At 56.7% G+C, this 22,786-nt stretch carries 16 protein-coding genes; 4 read left to right on the top strand and 12 right to left on the bottom strand.

What is annotated here, in order from left to right; translation table 11 throughout:
* Nucleotides 1–14 precede the first annotated feature (14 nt).
* The 6 genes from G8764_RS13825 to G8764_RS13800 all read right to left on the bottom strand — a co-directional run bounded on the left by G8764_RS13825 (nt 15) and on the right by G8764_RS13800 (nt 9,813).
* Nucleotides 15–794 (bottom strand): SDR family NAD(P)-dependent oxidoreductase, encoded by a 780-nt coding sequence (locus tag G8764_RS13825; protein ID WP_166165234.1) that lies wholly within the window; start codon nt 792–794, stop codon nt 15–17.
* Nucleotides 791–2,395, bottom strand: coding sequence for a sugar porter family MFS transporter (locus G8764_RS13820; RefSeq protein WP_166165233.1), 1,605 nt, complete (start codon nt 2,393–2,395; stop codon nt 791–793). Before G8764_RS13820 ends, G8764_RS13825 begins: the two co-directional genes overlap by 4 nt.
* 189 nt (nt 2,396–2,584) lie before the next feature.
* Nucleotides 2,585–3,961: an MFS transporter gene (locus G8764_RS13815; RefSeq protein ID WP_207951888.1), complete on the bottom strand. Its 1,377-nt coding sequence runs from the start codon at nt 3,959–3,961 to the stop codon at nt 2,585–2,587.
* Nucleotides 3,962–4,632: 671 nt separating this feature from the next.
* Nucleotides 4,633–5,346, bottom strand: a complete 714-nt coding sequence (locus G8764_RS13810) for a SapC family protein (RefSeq protein WP_166165231.1) — start codon at nt 5,344–5,346, stop codon at nt 4,633–4,635.
* A gap of 59 nt (nt 5,347–5,405) precedes the next feature.
* Nucleotides 5,406–6,959: a tryptophan halogenase family protein gene (locus tag G8764_RS13805; protein WP_166165230.1), complete on the bottom strand. Its 1,554-nt coding sequence runs from the start codon at nt 6,957–6,959 to the stop codon at nt 5,406–5,408.
* 73 nt (nt 6,960–7,032) lie between these two features.
* On the bottom strand, nt 7,033–9,813 hold the full coding sequence (locus G8764_RS13800) for a TonB-dependent receptor (protein WP_166165229.1): 2,781 nt from the start codon (nt 9,811–9,813) through the stop codon (nt 7,033–7,035).
* Between the two features lie 307 nt (nt 9,814–10,120).
* Here G8764_RS13800 and G8764_RS13795 point away from each other — a divergent pair, with 307 nt between their 5' ends.
* A complete protein-coding gene (locus G8764_RS13795; RefSeq protein WP_166165228.1) occupies nt 10,121–11,023 on the top strand; it encodes an SMP-30/gluconolactonase/LRE family protein in 903 nt (300 codons plus the stop codon).
* Here G8764_RS13795 and G8764_RS13790 read toward each other — a convergent pair.
* A complete protein-coding gene (locus G8764_RS13790; RefSeq protein WP_166165227.1) occupies nt 11,020–11,946 on the bottom strand; it encodes a 2-dehydro-3-deoxygalactonokinase in 927 nt (308 codons plus the stop codon). The two genes, G8764_RS13795 and G8764_RS13790, sit on opposite strands and share 4 nt — an antisense overlap.
* Nucleotides 11,947–12,082: 136 nt before the next feature.
* Between G8764_RS13790 and G8764_RS13785 the strand changes: the two genes are divergently transcribed.
* Nucleotides 12,083–12,691, top strand: coding sequence for a GntR family transcriptional regulator (locus G8764_RS13785; protein WP_166165226.1), 609 nt, complete (start codon nt 12,083–12,085; stop codon nt 12,689–12,691).
* Nucleotides 12,692–12,807: 116 nt separating this feature from the next.
* Here the strand turns inward: G8764_RS13785 and aldA are convergent, their stop codons facing one another.
* From aldA to G8764_RS13765, 4 genes are read right to left on the bottom strand one after another with little or no spacing between them, the layout of a single operon-like run.
* Nucleotides 12,808–14,256, bottom strand: a complete 1,449-nt coding sequence (gene aldA / locus G8764_RS13780; RefSeq protein ID WP_166165225.1) for an aldehyde dehydrogenase — start codon at nt 14,254–14,256, stop codon at nt 12,808–12,810.
* A gap of 2 nt (nt 14,257–14,258) precedes the next feature.
* Entirely contained in the window at nt 14,259–15,023 is a 765-nt protein-coding gene (locus G8764_RS13775; protein ID WP_166165224.1) for an SDR family oxidoreductase, read from the bottom strand.
* Nucleotides 15,024–15,035: 12 nt separating this feature from the next.
* On the bottom strand, nt 15,036–16,061 hold the full coding sequence (locus tag G8764_RS13770; protein ID WP_166165223.1) for a zinc-dependent alcohol dehydrogenase: 1,026 nt from the start codon (nt 16,059–16,061) through the stop codon (nt 15,036–15,038).
* Nucleotides 16,062–16,074: 13 nt separating this feature from the next.
* Nucleotides 16,075–17,214 carry a mandelate racemase/muconate lactonizing enzyme family protein gene (locus tag G8764_RS13765; RefSeq protein ID WP_243748799.1) on the bottom strand — a complete coding sequence of 380 codons (1,140 nt, stop codon included), beginning with the start codon at nt 17,212–17,214 and terminating at the stop codon, nt 16,075–16,077.
* 691 nt (nt 17,215–17,905) lie between these two features.
* Here G8764_RS13765 and G8764_RS13760 point away from each other — a divergent pair.
* Both G8764_RS13760 and G8764_RS13755 read left to right on the top strand, forming a co-directional pair.
* A complete protein-coding gene (locus G8764_RS13760; protein ID WP_166165222.1) occupies nt 17,906–18,439 on the top strand; it encodes a hypothetical protein in 534 nt (177 codons plus the stop codon).
* A gap of 190 nt (nt 18,440–18,629) precedes the next feature.
* Entirely contained in the window at nt 18,630–19,085 is a 456-nt protein-coding gene (locus G8764_RS13755; protein WP_207951887.1) for a Fic family protein, read from the top strand.
* Between the two features lie 13 nt (nt 19,086–19,098).
* On the opposite strand, the gene G8764_RS13750 is transcribed toward G8764_RS13755, so the two are convergent.
* Nucleotides 19,099–22,782, bottom strand: a complete 3,684-nt coding sequence (locus G8764_RS13750) for an AAA family ATPase (RefSeq protein ID WP_166165221.1) — start codon at nt 22,780–22,782, stop codon at nt 19,099–19,101.
* Nucleotides 22,783–22,786 lie beyond the last annotated feature (4 nt).

The raw sequence follows: 22,786 nt of genomic DNA, 5'->3' as shown, positions 1-22,786 counted from the left end.
CGCACACCTCTGCCTTATTTTAAATCGTCCACTTTACACAAATTGGCGGTCAAGCCGTGATCCGCCACCAGTTCCGCCCCTGTCAATGCCGCCGACGCCTCCGACAGCAGGAACACCGCAATGGCGCCCAGCTCGCCCACCGTACAGTAGCGACCGTCGGCGTGCATACTGGCAAAGGCCGTCGCCAGGTGTGGCTGCGCCTGCACCACCGCGGCCACCGCTTCGGTCTGGGTCAATCCGGGGCACAGGGTATTCACCCGAATGCCGTGGCGACCCAAACTCCAGCACATGGAGCGGCTCATGGCGGAGATGCCGCCCTTGGTGGCGGCGTACATTTCGTAGTCCGGCACACTGGAGAGGGCGTGATTGGAAGAGACGTTGACGATGGCACCACTGCCCTGCTCTTTCATAATGCGGGCAACGCCCTGGCACATCAGGAATACCGAGCGCAGGTTAGTGGTCCACAAGCGCTCCAGTTGCTCCATGGAAAAATCGAGGAAATCGCCTTCGAGGGTAACCCCGGCGTTATTCACCAGGCCGTCGATACGACCGAACTGTTGCTTTGCCTCAGCGATGGTCGCAGCGATGCTGTCCGGATCGCTGACGTCGGTCTGGACGAAATGTACGCTGGCGCCCTGCTGGCGCAATTCCAGCGCCCGTGACTCGGCGCCGGCGTTCAATTCCGCCATCACCACCGTTGCCCCGGCCTCAACACAGGCCCGTGTAATACCCCAGCCAATACCGGCACCGGCACCGGTTACCAGCACGATCTTGTCCGTTAACGATTGTGTCATTTCATCACCACACTGTGTGCTGCTACCGGGCTCGCGCTGGCGCTGCCCAGCGCTATCTCGATCTCTTCAATGGATTTGTTCTTGGTTTCCGGCAGCAACTTGAACAGGGCCACCAGGCCGATGGTCACTGCCACCGCGTAAAACAGGAAAATCTCCGCCGCGCCCATATTGGTCAACTGCCAGGGGAAAAACTGTTGCACGAAGTAGTTAACCACGGCAGTCAACAGGGCGAAACAGGGAATGGCAATACCGCGCACATGGATCGGGAAAATTTCCGAGAACAGTACCCACATAATGGGGCCAACGGAAATGTGAAAGGCGGCAATAAATCCGGTGATACCCAGCAGCACCAGGGTGGTATTGATATGGATGGCGCTCTGCAGCAAGTCACTCTCATAGGCCCGCGCCGCCGTATCGCCCAGTAACCCGCGCAGGGCCTCCTTGAACATGACATCGCTGCTGTATTCAATCCCCAAGGCACCTTGCAACAGGGAGACGTCGACTTTATCCGCCAGTTGCGCCAACGCCTCGGCGTCGAGCAAGTAGACCGCGTCGGCGAAGCCCCAGGAACAGGCGAACAGGCTCAGCGCTGCCCAGGCCAGGCCGAACATCATCAGCGGCCGCCGCCCCAGCCGATCGATCAATACCAGCGCGATCAGGGTAAACACCACACTTACCAGGCCGACAATCACCGACTGCATAAAGGCCGCATCGGTACCAATACCCACTTGCTCAAACACCGTGGGCGCGTAAAACATGATGGCATTAATACCGGTAATCGGCTGGACTATGGCCACGGTCAAGCCAATGATCATGGCCGTGCGAATACGGGGGTCGAACAGGTCGGCGATCTGCGCGCGCAGGTTTTTGTCGGCATGGCCGTGGCTGGCACTCTCGCGAATTTCACTAATATGCTGTTCTATAGTGGCCAGCGGCATGATCCGCGCCATCACCCGGCGCGCATCGTCGAGGCGGCCCTTCAGGATCAGCCAACGGGGGCTCTCCGGAATGGTCAGTAACAGCCCCAGCCAAATGGCGGCCGGCACCACCTCGACCGCCAGCATCCAGCGCCAGGTATAAGCGGTAATACCCACCGAATCGACCCAATCGGCACCGGAATTGGAGGCTTGTAAAATGGCGTAATTGGCGAAATACGCGGCCGACAGACCGAAGACAATATTGATCTGGTTCATGGACACCAGCTTGCCGCGCATCTCCGGAGGTGACACCTCGCCGATATACATGGACGCCACCGACAGGGAGGTAAACGCCAGCCCCCCGAGGAACCGGGCCGCCACTAGCAGCTCGAAGTTGGGCGCGACCACCGATGTCAGCGCCGACACCAGGTAAAGCGCAGCAATAATCAACAGCGCATTCTTGCGACCGAGCCGGTTACAGATCTGCCCGGTAACCAGCAGGGCAAAGATCACCCCAAATCCCGGCGCGCTGACCACAGCCCCCACCTGCAGGTCTGAGAGGCCAAATTCGGTGGAGATAAAGCGCACGGTACCGGAAATCAGGGCCGCATCCAAACCAAAAATAAACCCGCCCAGGGCGACGATAAGGGCGTAGCGGAACGCCGTGAGTTGATAGGAATTCATAGGTTGCACACCGTATTATGTATTTAGGGGTAACTGCCTGCCATTAATCTACGGCACATCATAACCCATTGCCCGCACATTGTTAACAATTTACTATATTTATTTTGATATGGAGAAATTCCGCATAGTGACAAACACCAAGTACTCACAAGCGTCCGCAGAACAAACCGCCCATTAAACCAGCCGCGGTCAGTGCGATTCGACGTGTGCGTCTACCCGCGTTCCAATACCGCCAGCCGCACGGCGCTCGGGCAATACAATCGGCTCAATCTTGCCGACCAAAAAGAGATAAGAACACAGCCCCACCAGGGCGAGGCCGCCAACAAAAAACAACGCCGGCCGGAAATCACCGTCATTGACCAGAAAGCCAATAACCGTCGGCACCACCACCGCCGACAAACCGCCGACAAAATTAAAACAACCGCCCACCAGGCCGACCATCTTGCGCGGCGCCAGCAGGGAAACAAACACCCAGGCAATAGACGAAAGCCCGTTGCCAAAAAAAGCAATAGAAAGAAACGTAATAATCCAGAAAGTACTGTCGGTATAGTTGGCCCCAATAATCGCCATAGACAACAACATACCCAGAATGACCGGAGCCTTACGGGAAATCTCCTTGGAGACACCGCTGCGCACCAGAAAATCAGACGTAAAACCGGAAATCAACACCCCACAAAACGCCGCCAGAAATGGAATAGACGCCATAAAACCGGACTGGATGAAGTCCAGCCCCCGATACTTGACCAGATAAGTAGGAAACCAGGTCAAAAAGAAAATCAGCAAGCCCCCCAAACAAAACTGACCAATATAAATGCCCCACAACTTCCGGTGCACAAAAGCCTGCTTCAACTCCGACCACTGAAACGGCTGCCGCTCAGGCTTGCTCTTCCCACCCCCTGCTTGCGATTCTGCAACATTCCCTGCAGACGCCCCACCACCGGCACCAATATGCTCCAACTCCGCTTGATTTATCGAACCGTGCTCATCCGGATCCCGATACAACACATACCAAACCACTGCCCAGACGATACCAATCACACCGGACACAATAAACAAACCGCGCCAACCAAAATAAGCCTGGATAGTCACCAATACCGGCATCAAGAAGGCCAAACCAATAAACTGCCCCGAGGTATACACCGCGATCGCCGAGGCCCGCTCCTGCTCCGGAAACCAACTGGTAACAATCTTGTTATTGACCGGATAACTGGGAGCCTCAAACAACCCGATACTCATCCTGCAACCCAACAATGCCAAAAACGAATTGGCAAAACCCTGCAACAACGTCGCACAAGACCACGCCGTCAAAATAATCGGATAGAGAATACGCGGGCGCACCACATCAACAAAAATCCCACCCGGAATTTGCAACGCCGAATAAGTCCAGGCAAACGCAGAAAAAATCAACCCTATCTGCACCGCACTCAACTCCAGATCCTCACTCAATGCAGTCGCTGCAACGGACATATTACTTCTGTCCATATAGTTAATAACCACACTGATAAAAATAAGCGTAAGAATTTGAAAACGTTTACGGGTGGGACGTTCAACATTATTCGAGGACATTAGTAATTCCATTTTTTTGGCGTAACCACTGAACTCAAGCTGGCCACCAGTAATTATCTTTAATTCGCCATCATTATATGGATACAATTAATTGTTAACAATATATTTTTAAGAAATGATCACCTACAGACTGGATTAAGAGTAGATCCACAGAAAAATATCAAATCCGATTAGCTGCCCGCGTTACCAACGGCACGATCAAGCCAATCTGCACATTTAAAGATTTTAAATTTTAAATTTCGGATTCTTGGATTCTTGGATTCTTGGATTCTTGGATTATTGGGATGCTGGAACACCGGGATACGGGAATACGGGAATGCAGGGGTATTGGCTTTTGGTTTTAGGTTTTAGGTTTTTGGTTTTAGGCTTTTGGGTTTTTACTCGATTACCGCAGCAAAGGTTGGGGTGGCGAGGGCCGAGGTTGCGCAGCTGACCGTCTGCCGACAGGGACGTCGGCAGTCGAGCGACCCAGGGATGGGCTTGAGCGCGTCAGCTGCGCGACCTCGGCCATCGCCACAACGCGCAGAACTTATAAGCCACAACTCACAGAACCTACAAGCCACAACACACAGAACCTACAAGCCACAACGCGCAGAACCTACAAACCACAACGCGCAAAGCCGATCCTTCAACCCCAGCACCATATAACTTAAAAAAGCTAACTCCCAGAATTACTTTTTACGAGCAATCAACTTATTAAATTGCCCCAACGAAGCCATCATAATATGACAAGCCTGAAGAAAACCACGCTTATGTAACTCTTGCAACTGCTCCCCCTCCAGCGCCGCCAATTTCTCCGCGTTAACCGTATAAACACCGTCATAACGCATCTTCTTGCCGCTGGGAAAAGTCACATCCATCTGCGCCGGCTCAATCAACTCCAGCTCCAGAATTTTCGCCAAAAACACCTTGGTAAGCTCAGTACCCGACATCAACTCCGACAAGATACCATCCATACGCTCCAGCAACGGACTCTTCTTGCCATCCTCCAAAAACAACGGCTCACCCTCCGTTGTGCTAACCCGGTTACTGTCCATATCCAGACTCATCACCGCATTCTTCGCCCCCGGATCATCGCCCTTGCGGGTCTGGAAACCCACCATAAACGGCTGCCGCTGCAAATGCAGCGGAATATAACGCGTAGTCCACTTATCATCTTCCAGATACAAATTCTCACCGGGCTCAAACCCCAGTAACACCGTCAGCTCAAACTGACCGGTCTCATTGTTCTTAATCATAACCACCGGAAAATCCACCACCAACCGCGGCAGCTCCCGGGCCGTCACCGGCACCATATGCACGTTATCGCCGTAAGCTGCCCCACGGGCAGTAATGATCCTGGTATTTTTGTGTGCTTCCAGGCTTAGCATTTCGGGTCTGGCCATTATGGTCTCCAGCAAAAAAGACGCCACAAACCTGCCAGTCATGCCCCTCGGCAATCAAGCTAGATCTGCTGCAGTCCGTATTTATGAATTTTATTTAACAACTCTCGATTGCCGGGGAGGCTGTCTAACAATTGTCGCGTCTGCGCCTCATTCCTTTGCAAGTACTGCCGCGCCACTTCCCGGCTGCGCCCTGACATCCCCAGGTGACCGGGTTCAGTTTTGAACCCCATCCCGTAGAGCACGTATTGATAGCTGGCCGCGGGGAACACCTCCACGGCGCGATCAAAGTCGTCGTGCCAAGGGTGGTGATATTGCCACAGTGTCATCAGCTCCTGCAAACTGTCTGGCACACTGGCGGGATCCCGGTTATCCACCCAAAAGGCATTATCCGTGCGCTCACTGAGCAGATAGTGCAACTTGAGAAAATCGATAATGCGATCCCAGCGGTAGAGAAAGGTATCATTGAAACGGCGCGCGATAATATCCATAGCCTGGCGATTGACCGGGAACTGCTCGGCAATCATCGCCGCCGAGATCTCCACCAGCAGCAAGGCCGAGGCCTCCAGCGGCTCCAGGAAGCCCGCCGACAAGCCCACCGCGACACAATTCTTCTCCCAGAACCGGGTTCTGTGGCCGGGATTGATGGGTATCTTACGAGTTGAGAGCAGATCCGGATTCTCCACCTCCGGCCGCAAGTAGGCCGATAATTGCTCCCGGGCCCGCTCCTCCGTGGTGTGGGCGCTGGAGTACACATGCCCGACCCCGCGCCGGGTCGACAGTCCAATATCCCAAATCCAGCCGGCATCCTGCGCGGTGGAAATGGTGTGCGAGGCGATGGGGCTGTCTTCGCTGGCATAGGGCACCTGCACCGCCAGCGCGGTATCCACAAACAACACATCCTTGCAGGAGCGAAACGGCACGCCCAAGTGTTCACCCAGCAGCAATGACTTGAACCCGGTGCAATCGATAAACAGGTCGCCGGCCAGGTCGCCATGCGCCTTGGTAGAGACGGAAGCGATATCGCCATTGGCGGCGGAATTCACCTGGGTGACATCATCCAGCACATGCCGTACCCCCAGTTTTTCCGTGCAGTGCTTCTGCAAGAATTTGGAAAACGTGCCGGCGTTCAAGTGATAGGCGTAATTGGCCAGCGCGGCATATTCCGGGGTGGTAATTTGCTTGGGGGCCAGGCCCCGCTCACAGAGGTATTCCTGCGGGCACACTGCCTTGGAAAAGGACAGGCCAGCGCTGTCTTCAAGCCACTGCGGTGCCAGGTTGGCGGTGTGAAACCCCTGGGGCAAAACCAGTGGATGGTAGTAATAATCGTCGGGCTTGCCGGTGTGCCAGCGGGAAAACCTGGCGCCCTGCTTGAACGCCACATTGCACTCGCGGATAAAATCCGTTTCCCGCACCCCCATTTTTTTCAGGGTATTGCGCATGGTAGGCCAGGTGCCCTCCCCCACGCCGATAATCGGCACATTGGGAGATTCCACCAGGGTGATCTCCAAACCCTGGCCATTTTCCCGTTGGTGCTGTGCGGCGATGGTACCAGCGGTGATCCAGCCAGCGGTGCCACCACCCACAATTACGACCCGAGCAATAATAGAAGACATCACTGCCACCTCGTCAAGCATCCGTTAAAAAAAGACCACCCGCAGGTGGTCTTTTACTGCGTTTAACACGCTATCAGAACTTGGCGCGCAGACCAAGGTTAAAGCGCGGACCATACTCTTCATAGTCCTTGATCTGGTTGGTAAAGCGGCCGTGACGACGGGTGGATTCGTCAGTCACGTTAATGCCTTCGACAAACACCGACAAATTATCGCTGAAGTCGTAACTGGCGGAGATATCCAGCTGGTTGTACTCTTCGGTAAAGGTCGGCTCACCACCACCGCCACCATTGAGCAGGAAGTCATCACGCCAGTTATAGGCAATGCGCGCCTGGAAAGCATCTTTCTCGTAAAAGGCAATGATATTGTACGAATCACTCAAACCCTGCAAGGCAAAATCATTGTCGAGGCTGTAGATGTCAAATTCATCGTCACTGTTTACCATGGTGTAGTTGAAGATCGCACCAAAGCCCGTCTCGCCGAACATATGCTGGACATTGAACTCCCAACCGTCCACTTTGGTGTCATTCAGGTTTAGCGGTGTGTTCACCGTCCAGGTAATCGCCGGGTCGCCGGGCTGTGAAGTACACGCCGCCACCGGTATCGCTACGCTGCCATCCGGACAACCCGGGCGAGGGTTGGCGCTGGGGTTAGTGAGCGGGCCGTTGGGACCTTCGATAATCCGTTCCTCTTCGGCAGTGGCGATATAATTATCCACTTTTTTGCGGAAATAGCCGGCCGAAACATAGCTGCCCTCGGCGTAATACCACTCCAGCGAGAAATCCAGGTTTTCCGACTCAAAGGGTAACAGGTTCGGGTTGCCCTGGGATGCCCTGAAGGGGCCAGTGGCAAAGTGGTTATTGAGGCTGGTAGCCGGGAACATCGCGCCGATATTACTGCGCGCTATGGTCTTGCTGTAGGAGACGCGAGCCACCAGGTCTTCGCGGATGTCCAGGCTGAAGTCCATATTGGGCAAGAAGTGATCGTAGGCACCGGTAAGGGTATCGGCAGCTTCGCTATCGGCAAAAATTTTCGACATCTCCAGCGGCGTAATCCAATTGAAACCGATAACCGGATTGGTCAGTGAGTAGGAGGTGACATCCGTTTCTTCATAGCGCAAGCCAATATTAGCGTTCACGGCCATGCCATTGAAGGTGGTCTCAAAATCAAACGACAGATAGATTGAATCTGTGTCTTCACTGATGCCATTGCGTCGCTTGTTAATTGGATTCAGCAGCCCCTGGCTGGCAGCGAGATCAATAAACTGCAAGGCACTGAACTGGGGAATAAACTCAAACCCGATATCACCCGCAACAAAACTCAGGTCGAGGTCGGAAAGATCCATGGCGCCGCCGCCCAGGGCAAAGTTGGCGCTGGTAATCTCGGTTGAATCCACATCGTAACTGGTTTGCGCGAAGCCAAAATTAATCGCCTTCAGGGCGCCTTCATCGGTATTTTCCCAGCGCCCACCCAGCTGGATCTGCTGGATATTATTTTCGATCTCATAGCCACGCTGCTGGTACAAATCCGCCTCGATATTGGCCGGATCATAAGCACCACCGGGCAAGGCGGAATCATCGTAGGAGACGGAGGGGGTATTGCCGGAAAAATCCGCCGCGATAGTGACTGGTGCCGCGCTACCAAAAGGGTTTTTCAGGTTGGCTAACCGCTCCGCGGGCAGCGCTCCCGGGTTGGCGTGGGAGGTAGAGTCATGGGCGTCGAGGGTAAAGCTCAAGTTATCCGTCGCTTGCCACTCGAGATTCAAACCAAAAGAATCATTTTCTGTTTCAAAGCCGTATTCCCAGGCCCAGAAGTTCAACTCGTCATTAGTCCGCGAGGGATTGATAATGGTGCCGTTGACATCGGCCGCACCGCTTTCAACGTTATCGAACCAGAAGCTCATGCGGTTCATGGCACCGCGCTCTTCGAGCCGGGACGCGGTATAGTCCAGGGTCGCGGTGAGCTTGTCCGTGGGGGCAAACTGCAACACCAGCTGGCCGTTCTGGCGCTCGCGCTGATAGTCGGCCAGGTCGACATCCACCGTGGGTATCCGCCAGGTCGCCAGGGTCGGGTTGCGTGAGGTATCTATGGCACTGGTATCGGGGTTGGCCTGGCCTGGATAGCCACGCCCCCAGTTACCCGAGGTGCCGATACGGTCCACATGGTAATCACGTTCGGCGTGGGAGAACGAGGCCAGCACGCCCACTTTGCCGTCGGCAAAGGTATTGCTGACCATACCGGAAATTTCCGGGGTCACGTCATCGCCTTTATCAACGCTGGTATCCATAACCGCCTTGACACTGCCCTGGGCGGTAAACTCGTCAAAATCAAACGGCTTGGCCGTCTTGATGTTTATCGTTGCACCCAGGCCACCGGAACTGATATTGGCTTTACCGGTTTTATAAACCTCAACCCCGGAAACCGTTTCCGCGGCAATCTCACGGAAGTTGAAACTGCGGGAAATACCCGCGGACTGCAGGGCGGAAGAATTCGGCATCTGCCGATTGTTCAGCGTGACCAGGTTAAAACTGGGGCCAAAACCACGCACGGTGACCTGGTTGCCCTCATTATTGGAGCGATCAATGGACACGCCAGTAATGCGCTGCAGCGATTCCGCCAGGTTGGTATCGGGGAACTTGCCGATATCTTCAGCGGAAATGGCATCCACCACTCCGTAGGAGTCGCGCTTGATATCCATGGCGTTGGTCAGGGAGCGGCGGATACCACTGACCACGACTTCCTCCAGCACGGCGGCACTCTTGCCATCCGCAGCCTGAGCGCAAAATGAGGCGCTGGACGCCGCGATAATCGCTGCCGATAATGCGCTGAGTTTAAAATTGTTTGAAAAACTGGACATTGCTTTTACTCCCACACCTTGACTTGTTATTTAACGTGATGCTCTGGAATTCTTTCCCTTTATAAGGGCTTATTTTTTATAACCTGGAAACCTAAGCCACTGGCTGGTTTCTCTAACCTTGCCAGATTGACACCTACTGGCTGGTTTGCATCGGATACACAACTGCGTGTATTGATATCCGCTAGCTGATGCTCATAATCCACTCAAACATGTAATTTGTCAATAGACAATTGTTAACAATTTACATAAAATTTTATTCAACCTATCTTTCACTCCCATCTATGGGAACCACCACAGGGCCAACCCTATGATCACCTGTAATTTGCTTAAAACCCTGCCCGTCGCCAATGGCCTGGGCGAATGCATACTTTGGAACGAAAGCGAACAGCGACTCTACTGGACCGATATGCCGGGCAACCAATTGTTGCGCTACCGCCCGGCCGACGACCACATCGAACGCATACCCACCCCGGAGAACCTCTGCTCGTTCGGCTTTATCGAACACAGCGATTGGTTACTCTGCGCCTTCCAGAGCGGCATTGCCCGCTTCCACCCCGACAGCCGCGAGCTGCACTGGCTCTACCGCCTGCCCGACCCCGAGGGCCTGCGCCTTAACGACGGCCGGGTCGACCGCCAGGGGCGCTTCTGGGTCGGCTCCCTGATCGACAACCAAGGCAACAGCAGCGACGACCCCGCCAGGCAGGGCAAGCTGTACCGCTTTGATCACGACGGCAGCATCAGCGAACACCTCGGCGGCATCCGTATCTCCAACAGCCTCTGCTGGTCCCCCGACGGCCGCACCATGTACTTCGCCGACTCGCCCAGCAACCAGATCGAGCGCTTCGATTTCTATGGGCAAAACGGCACCCTTGCCAACCGCACAGTGCTGGCCCGCACCGACGCCGGCATCCATCCGGATGGCTCCATCGTCGACGCCGACGGCTATCTCTGGAACGCCCAGTGGGGTAACGGCAAGGTCATCCGCTACAGCCCTAGTGGCGTTATCGACACGGTGATCCAGCTGCCGGTGAAGCAAGTCACCTGCCTCACTTTCGGCGGCGAGGACTTCAGCTGGCTGTTCGTCACCAGCGCCAACTTTGGTCTCAGCGCAGCGGAACTGGCAGCCCAGCCGCAAGCGGGCGATGTCTTTATCTACCAGACCTCGGCACGGGGCCTGGCGGAGAACCGCTTTATCGACCGGCTGCCCTAGGCCGCTTGACTGGCCCGATACAACTGCCACAACCCCCGGGCCGAACAGGCATCCCCCTCGTGACTGATGGCGCGCACCTGGTAGTGGGCCAGCGCCGCCTCATAGCGCTGCAGCAGGCCCTTGCCGCCAATCAGGTGCACTTCTTCCAGCGTTTGGGCCTGGGCCAGGGCAGCGCCGACTTCGGCACCGATCAACAAACCGGACAGGTAAGAGGCACAGGCGCTGACCGGGTGCAGACCCGCCAGCATGCGGCTGCGGGTGCTGAACAACAGATGCAACAGCGACGGCGACGCGGCACTGGCGGCGAGGCCGGCAGCAAAGGCCGCGGGGTCCTCCTGCTGCTCCCCGCGAGCGAGAATGCTGTGCTGTTGCAGCACCGCGTAGAGCTCGCCGGTAAGCGCCGTGTTGAAATTGCGCACCTCGCCGTTTTCGATACGCACCCACTTGGAGTGAGTGCCCGGCAGGCACAAAACGGCGCTGGCTTTTTGCGCGGCACTGGCACCCGCCAGCCAACCCACCACCTGGGTTTCCTCACCGCGCATCACATCCGGCTGGCCGAGCTCAGATAAGGTCCTGAGGCCGGGTACTATACAGGCCTGCAAACGCTCGGACGGCACCCGCAACAGGTTGCTGGCGAGCCGGGCCGGATCCACCGGGCAGTCCACATAGGGCGCTTCCCGCCAGCCAATCGCCGAGCCGACCATGCCGCAGAGGATAACCGGCAAGCCGGACACATCCGGGCCCATTGTGGTAATCTGCTGCTGCAGAAACGGTTCCATTTCAGCGGGGGTCAGCCGGGAAACTCCTTTATCGGCGTTGAGAATACCCAGCAGTTCTCCTCCCGGGCCAATATGCATCAGGCGAAAACTGCTGGTGCCCCAGTCGACCGCAAGGATAGAAGACATGGCGAGTGTTGCTGACATAAAAACTCCTGTTTTTTACTATATTTTTGTAAAAGGCGCGGAACTTAACTCCGCCTTATTGTCCAATGTTGACAATTAATTTATTCTGTTTAACAGCAGATCCCATCCAACTTTCACCAAGCAAGCGTAGAAGACTATGCGTACAGCCAACAAAATCATCCCGGTCAGGGAACAAATCGCCGACCAGATCCGCTCCGACATCATTGCCGGCGACCTGGCCCCCAACGAGAAACTCAACGAGCAGGCACTGGCCTCGCGTTTCGGAGTGTCGCGCGGTCCCATCCGCGACGTGCTGCTGCAACTGACCAAGGAGGGGTTGCTGGTCAGCAAAAGCAATGTCGGCGCCTCGGTCAACAGTGTGCTGGACCCGGAACTGCAAGAACTGATGATCGATATTCGTCGCAAGATCGAGTTCTTTGCCATCAAAAACCTCAAAGGCAAACTCACTGACGAGGATTTTGCTGCCCTTGACGACATCCTGCAGCGCCTGCAAGACGCCTTCGACGACGGCGATTTTACCGAAGTCACCAAGGCCGATATCGACTTCCACCGCTACCTGGTGTTCAAGGCCGGCGGCGATGAACTGGTCAACCTCTGGCACCCCATCGTTATGCGCATGCGCCTCAACTACCAGCGTATTCGCCAATCGGCGGAGTGCGTCAACGAGCATCGGGCCATTGCCGAGGCACTGCGCAACGACAACACCCGCGAAGCCACTGCGGCCCTGAAAGCCAATATTCGCTAGCCCTGGCCGTGCGCCAGCGTTGGCAAAAACAGCGCAATCAGCCGCGCTGAAAAAATCAAACCGCAAAAAAGCCCGGGCCAGCCGGGCTTTAATTTGTCTGTTGTCCGGGCCTGCGGTCAATTTGCCCCCAGGTAGACGGTCTTCTTCTCCAGGTACTGTTCCAACCCGTACTTGCCATCTTCACCGCCGGCACCGCTCATTTTCCAGCCATTGTGAAAACCCTGGTGCTGCTCGCCCAGGCCGCGGTTGACATACACCTCACCCACTTCCATCTCATCGATAGCACGCTCTACATTGCGCAGGTTGTTGGTGAACAAATAGGCGGACAAGCCGTATTCGCTGTCGTTGGTATAGGCAATGGCCTCATCCATGCTGTTAATGCGGACGATAGGCAACACCGGCCCAAAGGTTTCTTCGTGCACCAGCACGTTGTCCTGTTTGACATCCACCAGCACTGTGGGCTCGTACCAATTGCCACCCTCGAAGCCCGGCACTGCAGCGGGGCGACCGCCACACACCAGTTTTGCACCTTCGGCCACGCCCTGTTGCACCAGCTTGTCGATATTCCGGATCTCCTGCTGGTTCACCTTCGGGCCCATCTGGGTTGCCGGGTCCATGGGGTCGCCAACCTTGAGCGCCTTGACCTTGGCGACAAATTTTTCCACGAACACGTCGTACACCGAGTCGTGCACGTACAAACGCTCGGCACAGGTACAGACCTGGCCGCAGTTGGAAAAGCGTGCCCACAGGGCCTGCTCCACCGCCAGGTCGATATCGGCGTCATCCATCACAATCAGCGGCGCCTTGCCGCCCAGCTCCAGCATGACCGGGGTCAGGTGTTTGGCGCTGGTGTTGTAGATGATCTGGCCGGCGCGGGTGCTGCCGGTCATGGTGATCAAACGGGTGATAGGGCTCTCGCACAGGTGTTGCCCCACCACCTGGCCGGTGCCGTTGACAATATTGAGCACGCCGGGAGGAATGCCCACCTGGTTGGCGATACGGCCCAGCTCCATAGTGGTCAAGGGTGTTTCCTGGGTCGGCTTGATCACAATGGTATTGCCGGTAATCAGGGCCGGACCGATCTTGCGACCGGCCAGGGCCAGGGGAAAGTTCCAGGCTGTGATGGCCACTACCACGCCGCGCGGTACCTTGTGGATGTAAATCTTTTCGCCGGCATTATCGGATGGCAGGATGTCGCCCTCCATGGTCAGGGCATTGTCGCAGGCGTACTCGATAAACGTAGCGGTGGCATTGACTTCACCCCGCGCCACATCGATCAGCTTGCCCTGCTCCTGTACCAGCAGCGTCGCCAGCTTTTCGGTTTCGGCGCGAATGGCCGCGGCGAACTGGCGCAGCAGGCCCTGTCGGGTGCGTGCCGTCAGTTTGGCCCAGCCTTTCTGTGCCGCCTGGGCAACCTCCAGCGCTCGCTGTGCGTCTTCAGCGCAGCCCTCCGGAATCTCCCCCACCACCTCGCCGGTGCTGGGGCTGTATACGGAGATTGTGCCCGGCGCCGCCGAGGCAATGTATTCGCCGTTAATAAAATTGACGTTGTTGTAAGTGGTCATGCCTATCTCCCCATCCAGCCGCCGTCGACCAGCACGGTGCTGCCGTTCATATAGTCGGAGGCCCTGGACGCCAGGAACACCACCGGCCCCTTGAAGTCCTCCGGCGTGCCCCAGCGCCCCTGGGGAATGCGCGCGAGAATGGAACTCGCGCGAGCCTCGTCGTTACGCAAGGCCTCGGTGTTGTCAGTGGCGATATAGCCCGGCGCAATCGCGTTGACATTAACGCCCTTGCCCGCCCACTCGTTCGACAACGCCATCACCAGTTGCCCCAGTGCACCCTTGCTGGCGGCATAGCCGGGTACCGTAACCCCACCCTGGTAAGTCAGCAGCGAGGCGGTAAAAATAATCTTGCCACTGCCCCGGGCCACCATCTCCTTGCCGATCTCGCGGCTGAGGATAAACTGGGAGTTGAGGTTGACGTCGATCACCTTGTCCCAGTATTCGTCGCTGTGTTCCACCGCTGGCGCGCGTAAAATGGTACCGGCATTGTTGACCAGGATATCGATCACCGGGTGATCCTGTTTAACCTGCTCGATAAATGCGTACACACTATCGCGACTGGAAAAGTCGCACTGGTAGGCGGAAAACTTGCGGCCGGTGGCCAACACCGCTTGCTCAACCGCGGAGCCCGCACTTGGCAAACTGGCGGAGACGCCAATCACGTCGGCCCCTGCCTCGGCCAGGGCTTCGGCCATGGCTTTGCCGATGCCGCGGCTGCAGCCGGTGACCAGTGCGGTTTTCCCCGCCAGACTGAATTGTTCCAACATAGTCATTACCCTTTATTGCTCAAGATTGCAGGAGACCAGCGCCTTCATACCAGCCGGATTGTTATCCATACTGGCGAAGGCACCACCGATATCACTCAGCGGTGAGATGGAGCTGATAAACGCTTGCAGATCGATCTTGCCACTGGCGACCAGGTCGATGGCCATATCAAAGTCGGCGCTTTCATAGACCCGCGCGCCCAGTAGCTCCAGCTCCTTCCAGAAAAACTGGAACAGATCCACCGCCGGTTTGGTGGAGTGAATCGCCACCATGCAGATGCGCCCGCGCACCGCGGCAATTTTGGTCATAGCATCGATAGCGGCCTGCACTCCGGACACCTCGAACACTACGTCGGCGCCCTTGCCGCCCGTCCACTCCTTGACGCTGGCCTCAATGTCCTGCTCCAGCGGATTAACCGCCAGCACGCCATTTTTGCTGGCAAATTCCCGCCGTGTGGCATTTACCTCCGACAACATTACCTCGGCGCCCACACTCTTCGCCACCAGTGCCACCAGCTGGCCGATGGGACCGCCGCCAATAACCACTGCCTTCTCACCGGCTTGCAAGCGCGAGCGGGAAATATCGTGGCAGGCCACCGACAGTGGCTCGATCAGGGCGCCTTCCTTGAGGCTGACATTGTCCGGCAGCCGGTGCAGGGTGCGCGCCTTCACCGTCCAGGAATTCTGGAAGGCACCGGGGGAGTCGATGCCCATAAACTTCAGGTTGTGACACACATGGCTGTGGCCGGCGTTGCAGGCCGGGCAGTCGCCACAGTAATCCAGCGGCCGCACCACTACCCGGTCACCCACCTTATAGTCAGTGACACCCTCACCCACCTCTTCGATCACACCGGACATTTCGTGGCCGATGGTCTGCGGCATCTTTACCCGCTGGTCCATCACGCCGTGGTAGATATGCATGTCAGTTCCGCAAATGCCGACGAAACTCACTCTCAGGCGCACTTCCCCGGCGGCGGGCGCAATGCTTTTACCTTCAACGATCTGGAAACTTTTATTGCCAATATACTGTGCAGCTTGCATGAGAACTGTCCTCTCAGGAATGTTTAATAAGGTGGCCACGCAGCAAGTCGTCCGCAAAGCAGACGCCCGTACCCGGCACATTTGGGGCTTGCGCCTTACCATCCGTCAGCGCAAACGGCTGGGTGGTATAGGCATCAATAGGGAACGAATGCACCTCCAGGTAACCGGCGTGGGGCTGCGATGCCATCAGCGAAACATGCAACTCGTGCATGCCGTGGCTGCAGACCGGCAAGTTGTGGGCATAGGCCAGGTTCGCCACCTGCAGCCAGCCGGTAATACCGCCGATATTGGACGCATCCGGCTGTAAAAAGCCGAGCTTGGCGTGCTTGATGGCGTAGGTGAATTCGTGGATGGTGTGCAGGTTTTCGCCCATGGCCAGGGCGATATTGATGCCGTCGGCAATGCGGCCATAGCCCTCGTAATCGTCGGGGATGGTAGGCTCTTCAAACCAGGTAATGTCATAGTCGTCGATGGCACGGCCAAAGCGAATGGCCTGCTCCACGCTCATGGAGTAGTTGGCATCGACCATAAAGGTACGCTCGGCACCGATCAATTGCCGCACCGCCGCCACCCGCGCCACATCTTCTTTATGGTCCTCTTTACCCACCTTGATCTTGACCGCGTTAAAGCCGCGCTCCAGGTAGCCTTCGATGTTGTGCAACAATTTCGCTTCACTGAAGTTCAGGTCGATACCACCGGCGTAGCAACGGGTCTGGTTGCTGGCACCGCCTGCAACCTTCCACAGCGGCAACTGCTGCCGCTTGCAATGAATATCCCACAGGGCGATATCCACCGCGGATATGGCAAAACTCACCAGCCCGCCGCGGCCAACGTAGTGCAGGTGCCAGCCCATATCTTCCCACAGCGCGCGGATTTCGGCGGCATCGCGGCCGAGCAGCAGCGGCTTCAGCTCGTCTTCCAGCAGTGAATAAATCGCCCGGCCACCCTTGCCGCCGGTATAGGTGTAGCCCACCCCTTCAGTACCATCCTGGCAACTGATGCGACACAACAGCAGCTCAAAATGGGTGTGATCGCCGTGCTTGGCGTCGGACAACACCTCCGCCAGCGGCACCTGGTAGTACTCCACCTTGACCGACTTGATAGTCCGCGCACCTGCGCCACAAACCGCCGTCATTCCAACCTCTAAATCCATGTTTGCTTTTGTCACGTCTATACCCACCCAATCTATTCCTGCTCATGTATCCCCGGGCTAGCCGCCCGACCCCGGACACAGCAACCGCGCCTCCAGGCCGCTGTCACCTATGATAAAAACCACACCAGCCGCGGAAACCCCTTAACTGCAAGAAGCCCGTCTGACAACGACTATTGATAAAATCAGTTGTCCTATATCTACATTCAGGTGCCAATTGTTAACAATCTACATTAATCAATAGAATCTGTAAAGTGGCAAAACGCAAACAGGCAAAAGTATCTGCCCGCGGTGGCATTTGCTGCAGTACATGATGTTTAGCGAAGGCCGAATCTGCTGCGGGTTGCAACGGGCATTGCCAGCTTTATCGTGGCCTCCCAGATCAGGGGTCCGGGGGACTGGGCGCTGCCTCGGGGGCCGCCTGGACCTGGCAGGTAAATAATTATTATGGTTGCTCTCGTCTTTAAGTGCCGCCCTTGTAAATCAAGTACCTGGCACGCTGCGAGCGGGCCCAAAGCCAGGCCGACATTGGCACCGACCACACCCACGGCAATGTAAACATGTGTAAAGCCTAATTTCTTTTGGTTTTTAGTATGTGCTTTCTAATTCAAAAGAATACATTAGCTCCAACAAGCGGAAACAGCACTACCAACCCGCTCAACTGGTTTACCCTACTCATATTGGAGAAGCTACAATGGCTACCTACTCAAGCAAAATCTTCACTGGCGTTGAAGACATGACTAAATCCTTTGAAGAAAACCTGAAGAAGGTTTCCGAGAAGGCTTCTGCTACTACCGAAGAATTCACCGCTCCTGTTAAATCCTACGTTGAAGATCTGCAAGGCGCTCTGAAAGGCATTGTTGACGTCAACAAGAAGGTCCTGGAAAAAGGCATCGCTGCCAACAAGGAATTCGTATCCAAGGTACGCTCTTCCGGTGAGAAAGCTGTTAACGATTCCAAGGCCGAAGTGGAAAAAGCCACTGCCGACGTTAAAGCAGCGGTAGAGAAGTCCATCGCCGACGCCAAAGCAGAAGCTGAAAAGCAAACTGCCAATGTTAAGGATGCCGTAAAAGCTGGCACCACCAAGCTGGAAGACAGCGCCAAGATCCTGAAGTCTGCTGCTGAAGAAGTTTACAGCACCCTGACTGGCAAGAAAGCCGCCCCTAAGGCCGCAAAGAAAACTGCTGCCAAGAAGGCTCCAGCTGCTAAAACCGAAGCCGCTGCGTAACCGAATATTAGCTCTGGTCAGCTAAAACGATTGAACTTTTGGGGCTGCTTGCAGCCCCCTTTTTTTGCCTGCAATTTGGCAGTTTTTTGCCTGACTGCTTGCCCGGATTTATTTGTTGTTAAAGTCTACCCTTATCTATCGCCTGCCTTAACAAGTTACTCCTGACCCAAGTAATTGAGCGAATGGGCGCTTGTGGCAAACCCTGATTTTAAGTCAATGGAACCCGATACTGGCGCAACTGCCGGTAGAGAGCATGGTGCACGAACATCAAAAAGAGTACTATCAAGCCCTCAACCAGAGCACTAAAAACAGCGACTCGGCACCTTTTATAGAATTTATGCTAGGCGTGATCCTGGCGACCGTCGAAAGTGCTACAGGCACCGACACCCCCCAAGTCACACCCCAAGTCACCCCCCAAGTAAAAGCCCTGCTCAGGGTCATGATAAACCTCAACAGCCCCTCTTATCGAGATGAACTGCAGCAATCATTATTCTTATTAGATCGCAAATCCTTCCGCGCGCGCTACCTGAAACCTGCCCTGCAGGCTGGTTTGATTGAAATGACCATTCCCGACAAACCCAACAGCCGCTTACAGCAATATCGCCTCACGAAATATGGCAGCAAATTGGCGGCAACTTTCACCTAGCCGACCCCTGCACCTACCCCTGCCCCGCAAACGAAAAGGCAATGGTACTGCGCCCACCCGCCGACGGCGTAATCTGGATCTGGGTACTGATGCGCTCTTTCAGGGCCGGTACGTGGGAGATCACGCCGATCATCTTGCCCTCGTGCTGTAACTCCGACAGAGTGTCTAACGCCACCTCCAGGGCCTCCTCGTCAAGGGTGCCGAAACCTTCGTCGAGGAACAGTGAATCCACCCGCACTTTCTGGCTTGCCATTTGCGACAGGCCCAGGGCCAGAGCGAGGCTGACAATAAAGCTTTCGCCGCCGGAGAGGTTTTTGGTGGAGCGGATCTCGCCGGCCTGGTAGTTGTCGATCACGTTCAGCTCCAGTGGCTGGTTGGTGTCGCGTATAAGCAGGTAGCGATCGGTCATTTTCTGCAACTGGCGATTGGCGTGCCCCACCATCATTTCGAAGGTCAGGCCCTGGGCAAAGTTGCGGTACTTCTTGCCATCGGCGGAGCCGATCAGGTCGTGCAGCAGGTTCCAGCGTTCACACTCCTTTTTCTGCGCCTCGATGGCCGCGGCGCGGTCGTGCTGGCGTTGCTTGAGGTCGGCGTTGTCTTGCAGTTTTTGCTGCAGCGCACCGATCTCCTGTTGTAAGGTTTTTTGTTGCGCCAGCAGTGTGGTGTGAACCGCTTGCAGTTCCGCCAGCGGTTGTTCGGTTAAGCGCTTTTCCTGTTCTGCCTGCAACGAGTTGCTGTTTTCCCGGGTGCGCGCATCGAGCCGAATTTTCTCATCGGTCAGCTGCTGTTGTTGTCGAGCCAGACTGCTGCGCTCGCTTTCCGGCAGGCAGGCGCTGAGGTAATCGGCTTCGTCAGCAAAGCCCGAGCTGGTGAGCCGCATCTCAAAACTCGCTTGCACCTCGGCCAACTGGGTGGCGCGCGTCGCAATAGCGGCCTGTAATTCCTTAATTCTGGTTTCCAGTCGGTCCAGTAGCCGGTTGGCCTCCACCGCTGCCAGCCGGGCGGCCTCCAGCGCTTGTTCCCCTTGGTTGATGGCCTCGGCCAGTTTTGCTTCTTCCTGGTCCGGCCGGCGCTCACCAAACAGGTCACGGCGTTCTGCGAGCAGACTATTGTGCAGTTGCTGCAGTGTATCGCGCCGTGCCTGCTGCTGCGCCAGCCCGCTCTCCGCGGCCTGGATGGCTGTGGCCTGGTGCCGGGTTTGCTGCTCCAGCTTGCCGGTCTCCCGCTCCAGTTCCGCTTTGCTCTGTTCCCTTGCTAACCACTGCTGGCGTCGCGCCGCCAATTGCGCTTGCACGGTTTGCAAGGCATTCACATCGAGAGTTTCGATGCCGAAAGCCTGCAGTTCCTGTTGCAATTGCGCCAGGCCCTGCTGCTGTTGCTCTTGCAGGCCGGCCGCTTCGCCTTTAAGCCGCAGCAACTGCTGGTTGGCCATATCCCGCTGGTGCGCCGCAGTTTGCACTGCCCGCTCGGCGGCAACACACGACTCCCGCGCCTGCTCCAGCGCCGCCTGTAATTGCTGCCGATCCTGCTCCACTTGCTCTGCTCGGGAGAGAGTATGAGCCACTCGCGCCAGCGCTTCAGTATTGCTTGTTTGTTGCCGCTGCAACCTGGCTTCGAGTTCGGCATCAGTGGCGCTGAGGTTAAACTCCGCTGGCAGCTGCGCACACAGACTGCCGAGCGCTTGCGTGGTCTCCGCAATGATTTCACTCTGTTGCTGCAGCCCCGCGGCCACTTGCTCCAGATCCTTCTGCACTCGGGCGCTGTTGATGTTGGTGTCAGTGAGCGCAGCGCTCGCCGCTTTCAGGTCACCCCTGACCCGCGTCAGTTGCTCGCGGGTGGTGTCGGGCTTGGGCACGTTGCCCTGGGCGAAGGGGTGTTCGGTGGCACCGCACAGGGGGCACTCCTGGCCGTCTTGCAACTGGTGGCGCGCCTCTTCATAACTCTCGATGCGCTGCAACAGGGTCAACTGGGTTTCCAGCAACTGCAGTTCATTTTCGAGGCCGGCTTGGGTCGCGCTCTGCCGCTCGCGCTGCTGGCCAAGCTCTTGCTCCCTGGTCAACAGGGCCGACTGCTGGCTTTCATATTGTTCAAGCGCTTGCCGCGACCGCAGCAAGGTTTGTTGCGCCGTGCCGGCCTTGTCGAGCAGCTCTTTCTGTTGGGCCAATTGCGCTTGCTCGTGGCGCCATTGCGCCACTGTTTGCTGTTGCAGCAGTTGCTGCAGTTCATCCTGTTTGGCGCTGAGGGATGCCTGTACCTCATCCCGTTGACGGCTTTTTTCTTCCAGCTGTTGCGCCTGCGTCTGCCAATTGTGCTCCGCCACCTGCAACTGTTGCTGCGCCTGGATGGTCGCGTCGAGCCTGGTACTGTGCTGCTGGTGGATACCCTGCAGCACCTGCATGCGCTGTTGCAGACCGGTGAAGTGCTCCACCAGCAGAGCATCCGCCTGGTGGGCGAGTTGTTGTTGCCGCAGGCTTTCCAGGGCCTGGTTTTTCTGTTGCAGCTCTGCGTTGTCCCTGCCGTGCCGGGTGCGGTCGGCCTCAAGGGCAGAGGAAGCCGCTGTAATAGCCTCCTCAGCCTCTCCCAGGGTCTTAGCCTGGCTGGCAAGGTTCAGGTCCAGCTCCCGCACCCGGCGCAGTGTAGGCTGCAGGGTGAGCTGTTCGGATTTGCTGGCTTCCAGTGCGGCACTTGCCTGTAGCCGCTGCGCTTCCGCCTGAGCCGCGGCGTCGCGCCGTTGCGGCAGAGCTTTATTGCCTTCGTCGGCCAGACGCTGGTCTTCACTCTGGGCCTGGCGCAAGGCCTTAAGGGCGGAATAATCACCGGCCAACTCCAGCGCACGGTTGGCCTGGTGGAGTTTTTCAGCGTGCGCTTGAAAGTCGGCTGCACGGGCATCGAGATCAATTTTTGCGTTGGCCAGTTGGGCTTGTTCCCGCTCCAGTCGGGCGATGCCTTCAGCCCAGGCGATGCGGTTCTGCTGCTGTTGAAGCTCCCGGTTGAGTTCGGTAACCGCAACGCTTTTTTGCTCAAGGCTGTTGCTGAGTTGCTGCTCTTCCTCGGGCGCCAACAGCTGCATGCCTTTCAGTTCTGCCTCCAAAGCATCCAGCTTTTTCCTTTCCTCCCCGCGCCGCTCGTGCACCCGCATGGAAATCTGGCTGTAGATCTCGGTACCGGTGATCTGCTCGAGGATGGGCGCGCGATCGTCCGGCGCGGCCTGCAGGAAGGCGGCAAAGCTGCCCTGGGCCAGCAGCATGGAGCGGGTAAAGCGGTCGAAGTCCATGCCGGTGACGGTTTCGATCTGCTCCGCCACGCCACGCAGTTTGCTCTCCTCGATCTTGCCGGAGTCCGCATCAGCAATTTCGTGTTTCGGTGCCTGCAACTCGCCTTCCGGTTTACGCCGCGCTCGGTGCTGGCTCCAGTGGCAACGATAGCGCCCCGAGGGGGTGGCAAAAGTCACCTCGGCAAAACACTCGCCGGTCTGGCGCGACATAATCTCGTTGCTGCTCTTGGTAACCTTGTTGAGGCGTGGGGTGCGCCCATAGAGAGCGAGGCAGATGGCATCGAGGATGGTGGTCTTGCCGGCGCCGGTGGGGCCGGTGATGGCGAAGATACCGTCGGCCACAAACGCCGGCCGGGTCAGGTCAATCTCCCACTCGCCTACCAGCGAGTTGAGGTTTTTAAAACGTACTTGCAGTATTCGCATAACT

The organism is Pseudomaricurvus alcaniphilus (genome assembly GCF_011440395.1).
Classification (GTDB): Bacteria; Pseudomonadota; Gammaproteobacteria; order Pseudomonadales; family Cellvibrionaceae; genus Pseudomaricurvus; species Pseudomaricurvus alcaniphilus.
Note: the sequence above shows the minus strand (reverse complement) of the source record. Positions and strands in the feature narration are given on the sequence as shown.

Coding starts and splice junctions, on each gene's coding strand:
- G8764_RS13825 (WP_166165234.1), bottom strand. CDS start 794: ATGACACAATCGTTAACGGACAAGATCGTGCTGGTAACCGGTGCCGGT.
- G8764_RS13820 (WP_166165233.1), bottom strand. CDS start 2,395: ATGAATTCCTATCAACTCACGGCGTTCCGCTACGCCCTTATCGTCGCC.
- G8764_RS13815 (WP_207951888.1), bottom strand. CDS start 3,961: ATGTCCTCGAATAATGTTGAACGTCCCACCCGTAAACGTTTTCAAATT.
- G8764_RS13810 (WP_166165231.1), bottom strand. CDS start 5,346: ATGGCCAGACCCGAAATGCTAAGCCTGGAAGCACACAAAAATACCAGG.
- G8764_RS13805 (WP_166165230.1), bottom strand. CDS start 6,959: ATGTCTTCTATTATTGCTCGGGTCGTAATTGTGGGTGGTGGCACCGCT.
- G8764_RS13800 (WP_166165229.1), bottom strand. CDS start 9,813: ATGTCCAGTTTTTCAAACAATTTTAAACTCAGCGCATTATCGGCAGCG.
- G8764_RS13795 (WP_166165228.1), top strand. CDS start 10,121: ATGATCACCTGTAATTTGCTTAAAACCCTGCCCGTCGCCAATGGCCTG.
- G8764_RS13790 (WP_166165227.1), bottom strand. CDS start 11,946: ATGTCAGCAACACTCGCCATGTCTTCTATCCTTGCGGTCGACTGGGGC.
- G8764_RS13785 (WP_166165226.1), top strand. CDS start 12,083: ATGCGTACAGCCAACAAAATCATCCCGGTCAGGGAACAAATCGCCGAC.
- aldA (WP_166165225.1), bottom strand. CDS start 14,256: ATGACCACTTACAACAACGTCAATTTTATTAACGGCGAATACATTGCC.
- G8764_RS13775 (WP_166165224.1), bottom strand. CDS start 15,023: ATGTTGGAACAATTCAGTCTGGCGGGGAAAACCGCACTGGTCACCGGC.
- G8764_RS13770 (WP_166165223.1), bottom strand. CDS start 16,061: ATGCAAGCTGCACAGTATATTGGCAATAAAAGTTTCCAGATCGTTGAA.
- G8764_RS13765 (WP_243748799.1), bottom strand. CDS start 17,214: ATGGATTTAGAGGTTGGAATGACGGCGGTTTGTGGCGCAGGTGCGCGG.
- G8764_RS13760 (WP_166165222.1), top strand. CDS start 17,906: ATGGCTACCTACTCAAGCAAAATCTTCACTGGCGTTGAAGACATGACT.
- G8764_RS13750 (WP_166165221.1), bottom strand. CDS start 22,782: ATGCGAATACTGCAAGTACGTTTTAAAAACCTCAACTCGCTGGTAGGC.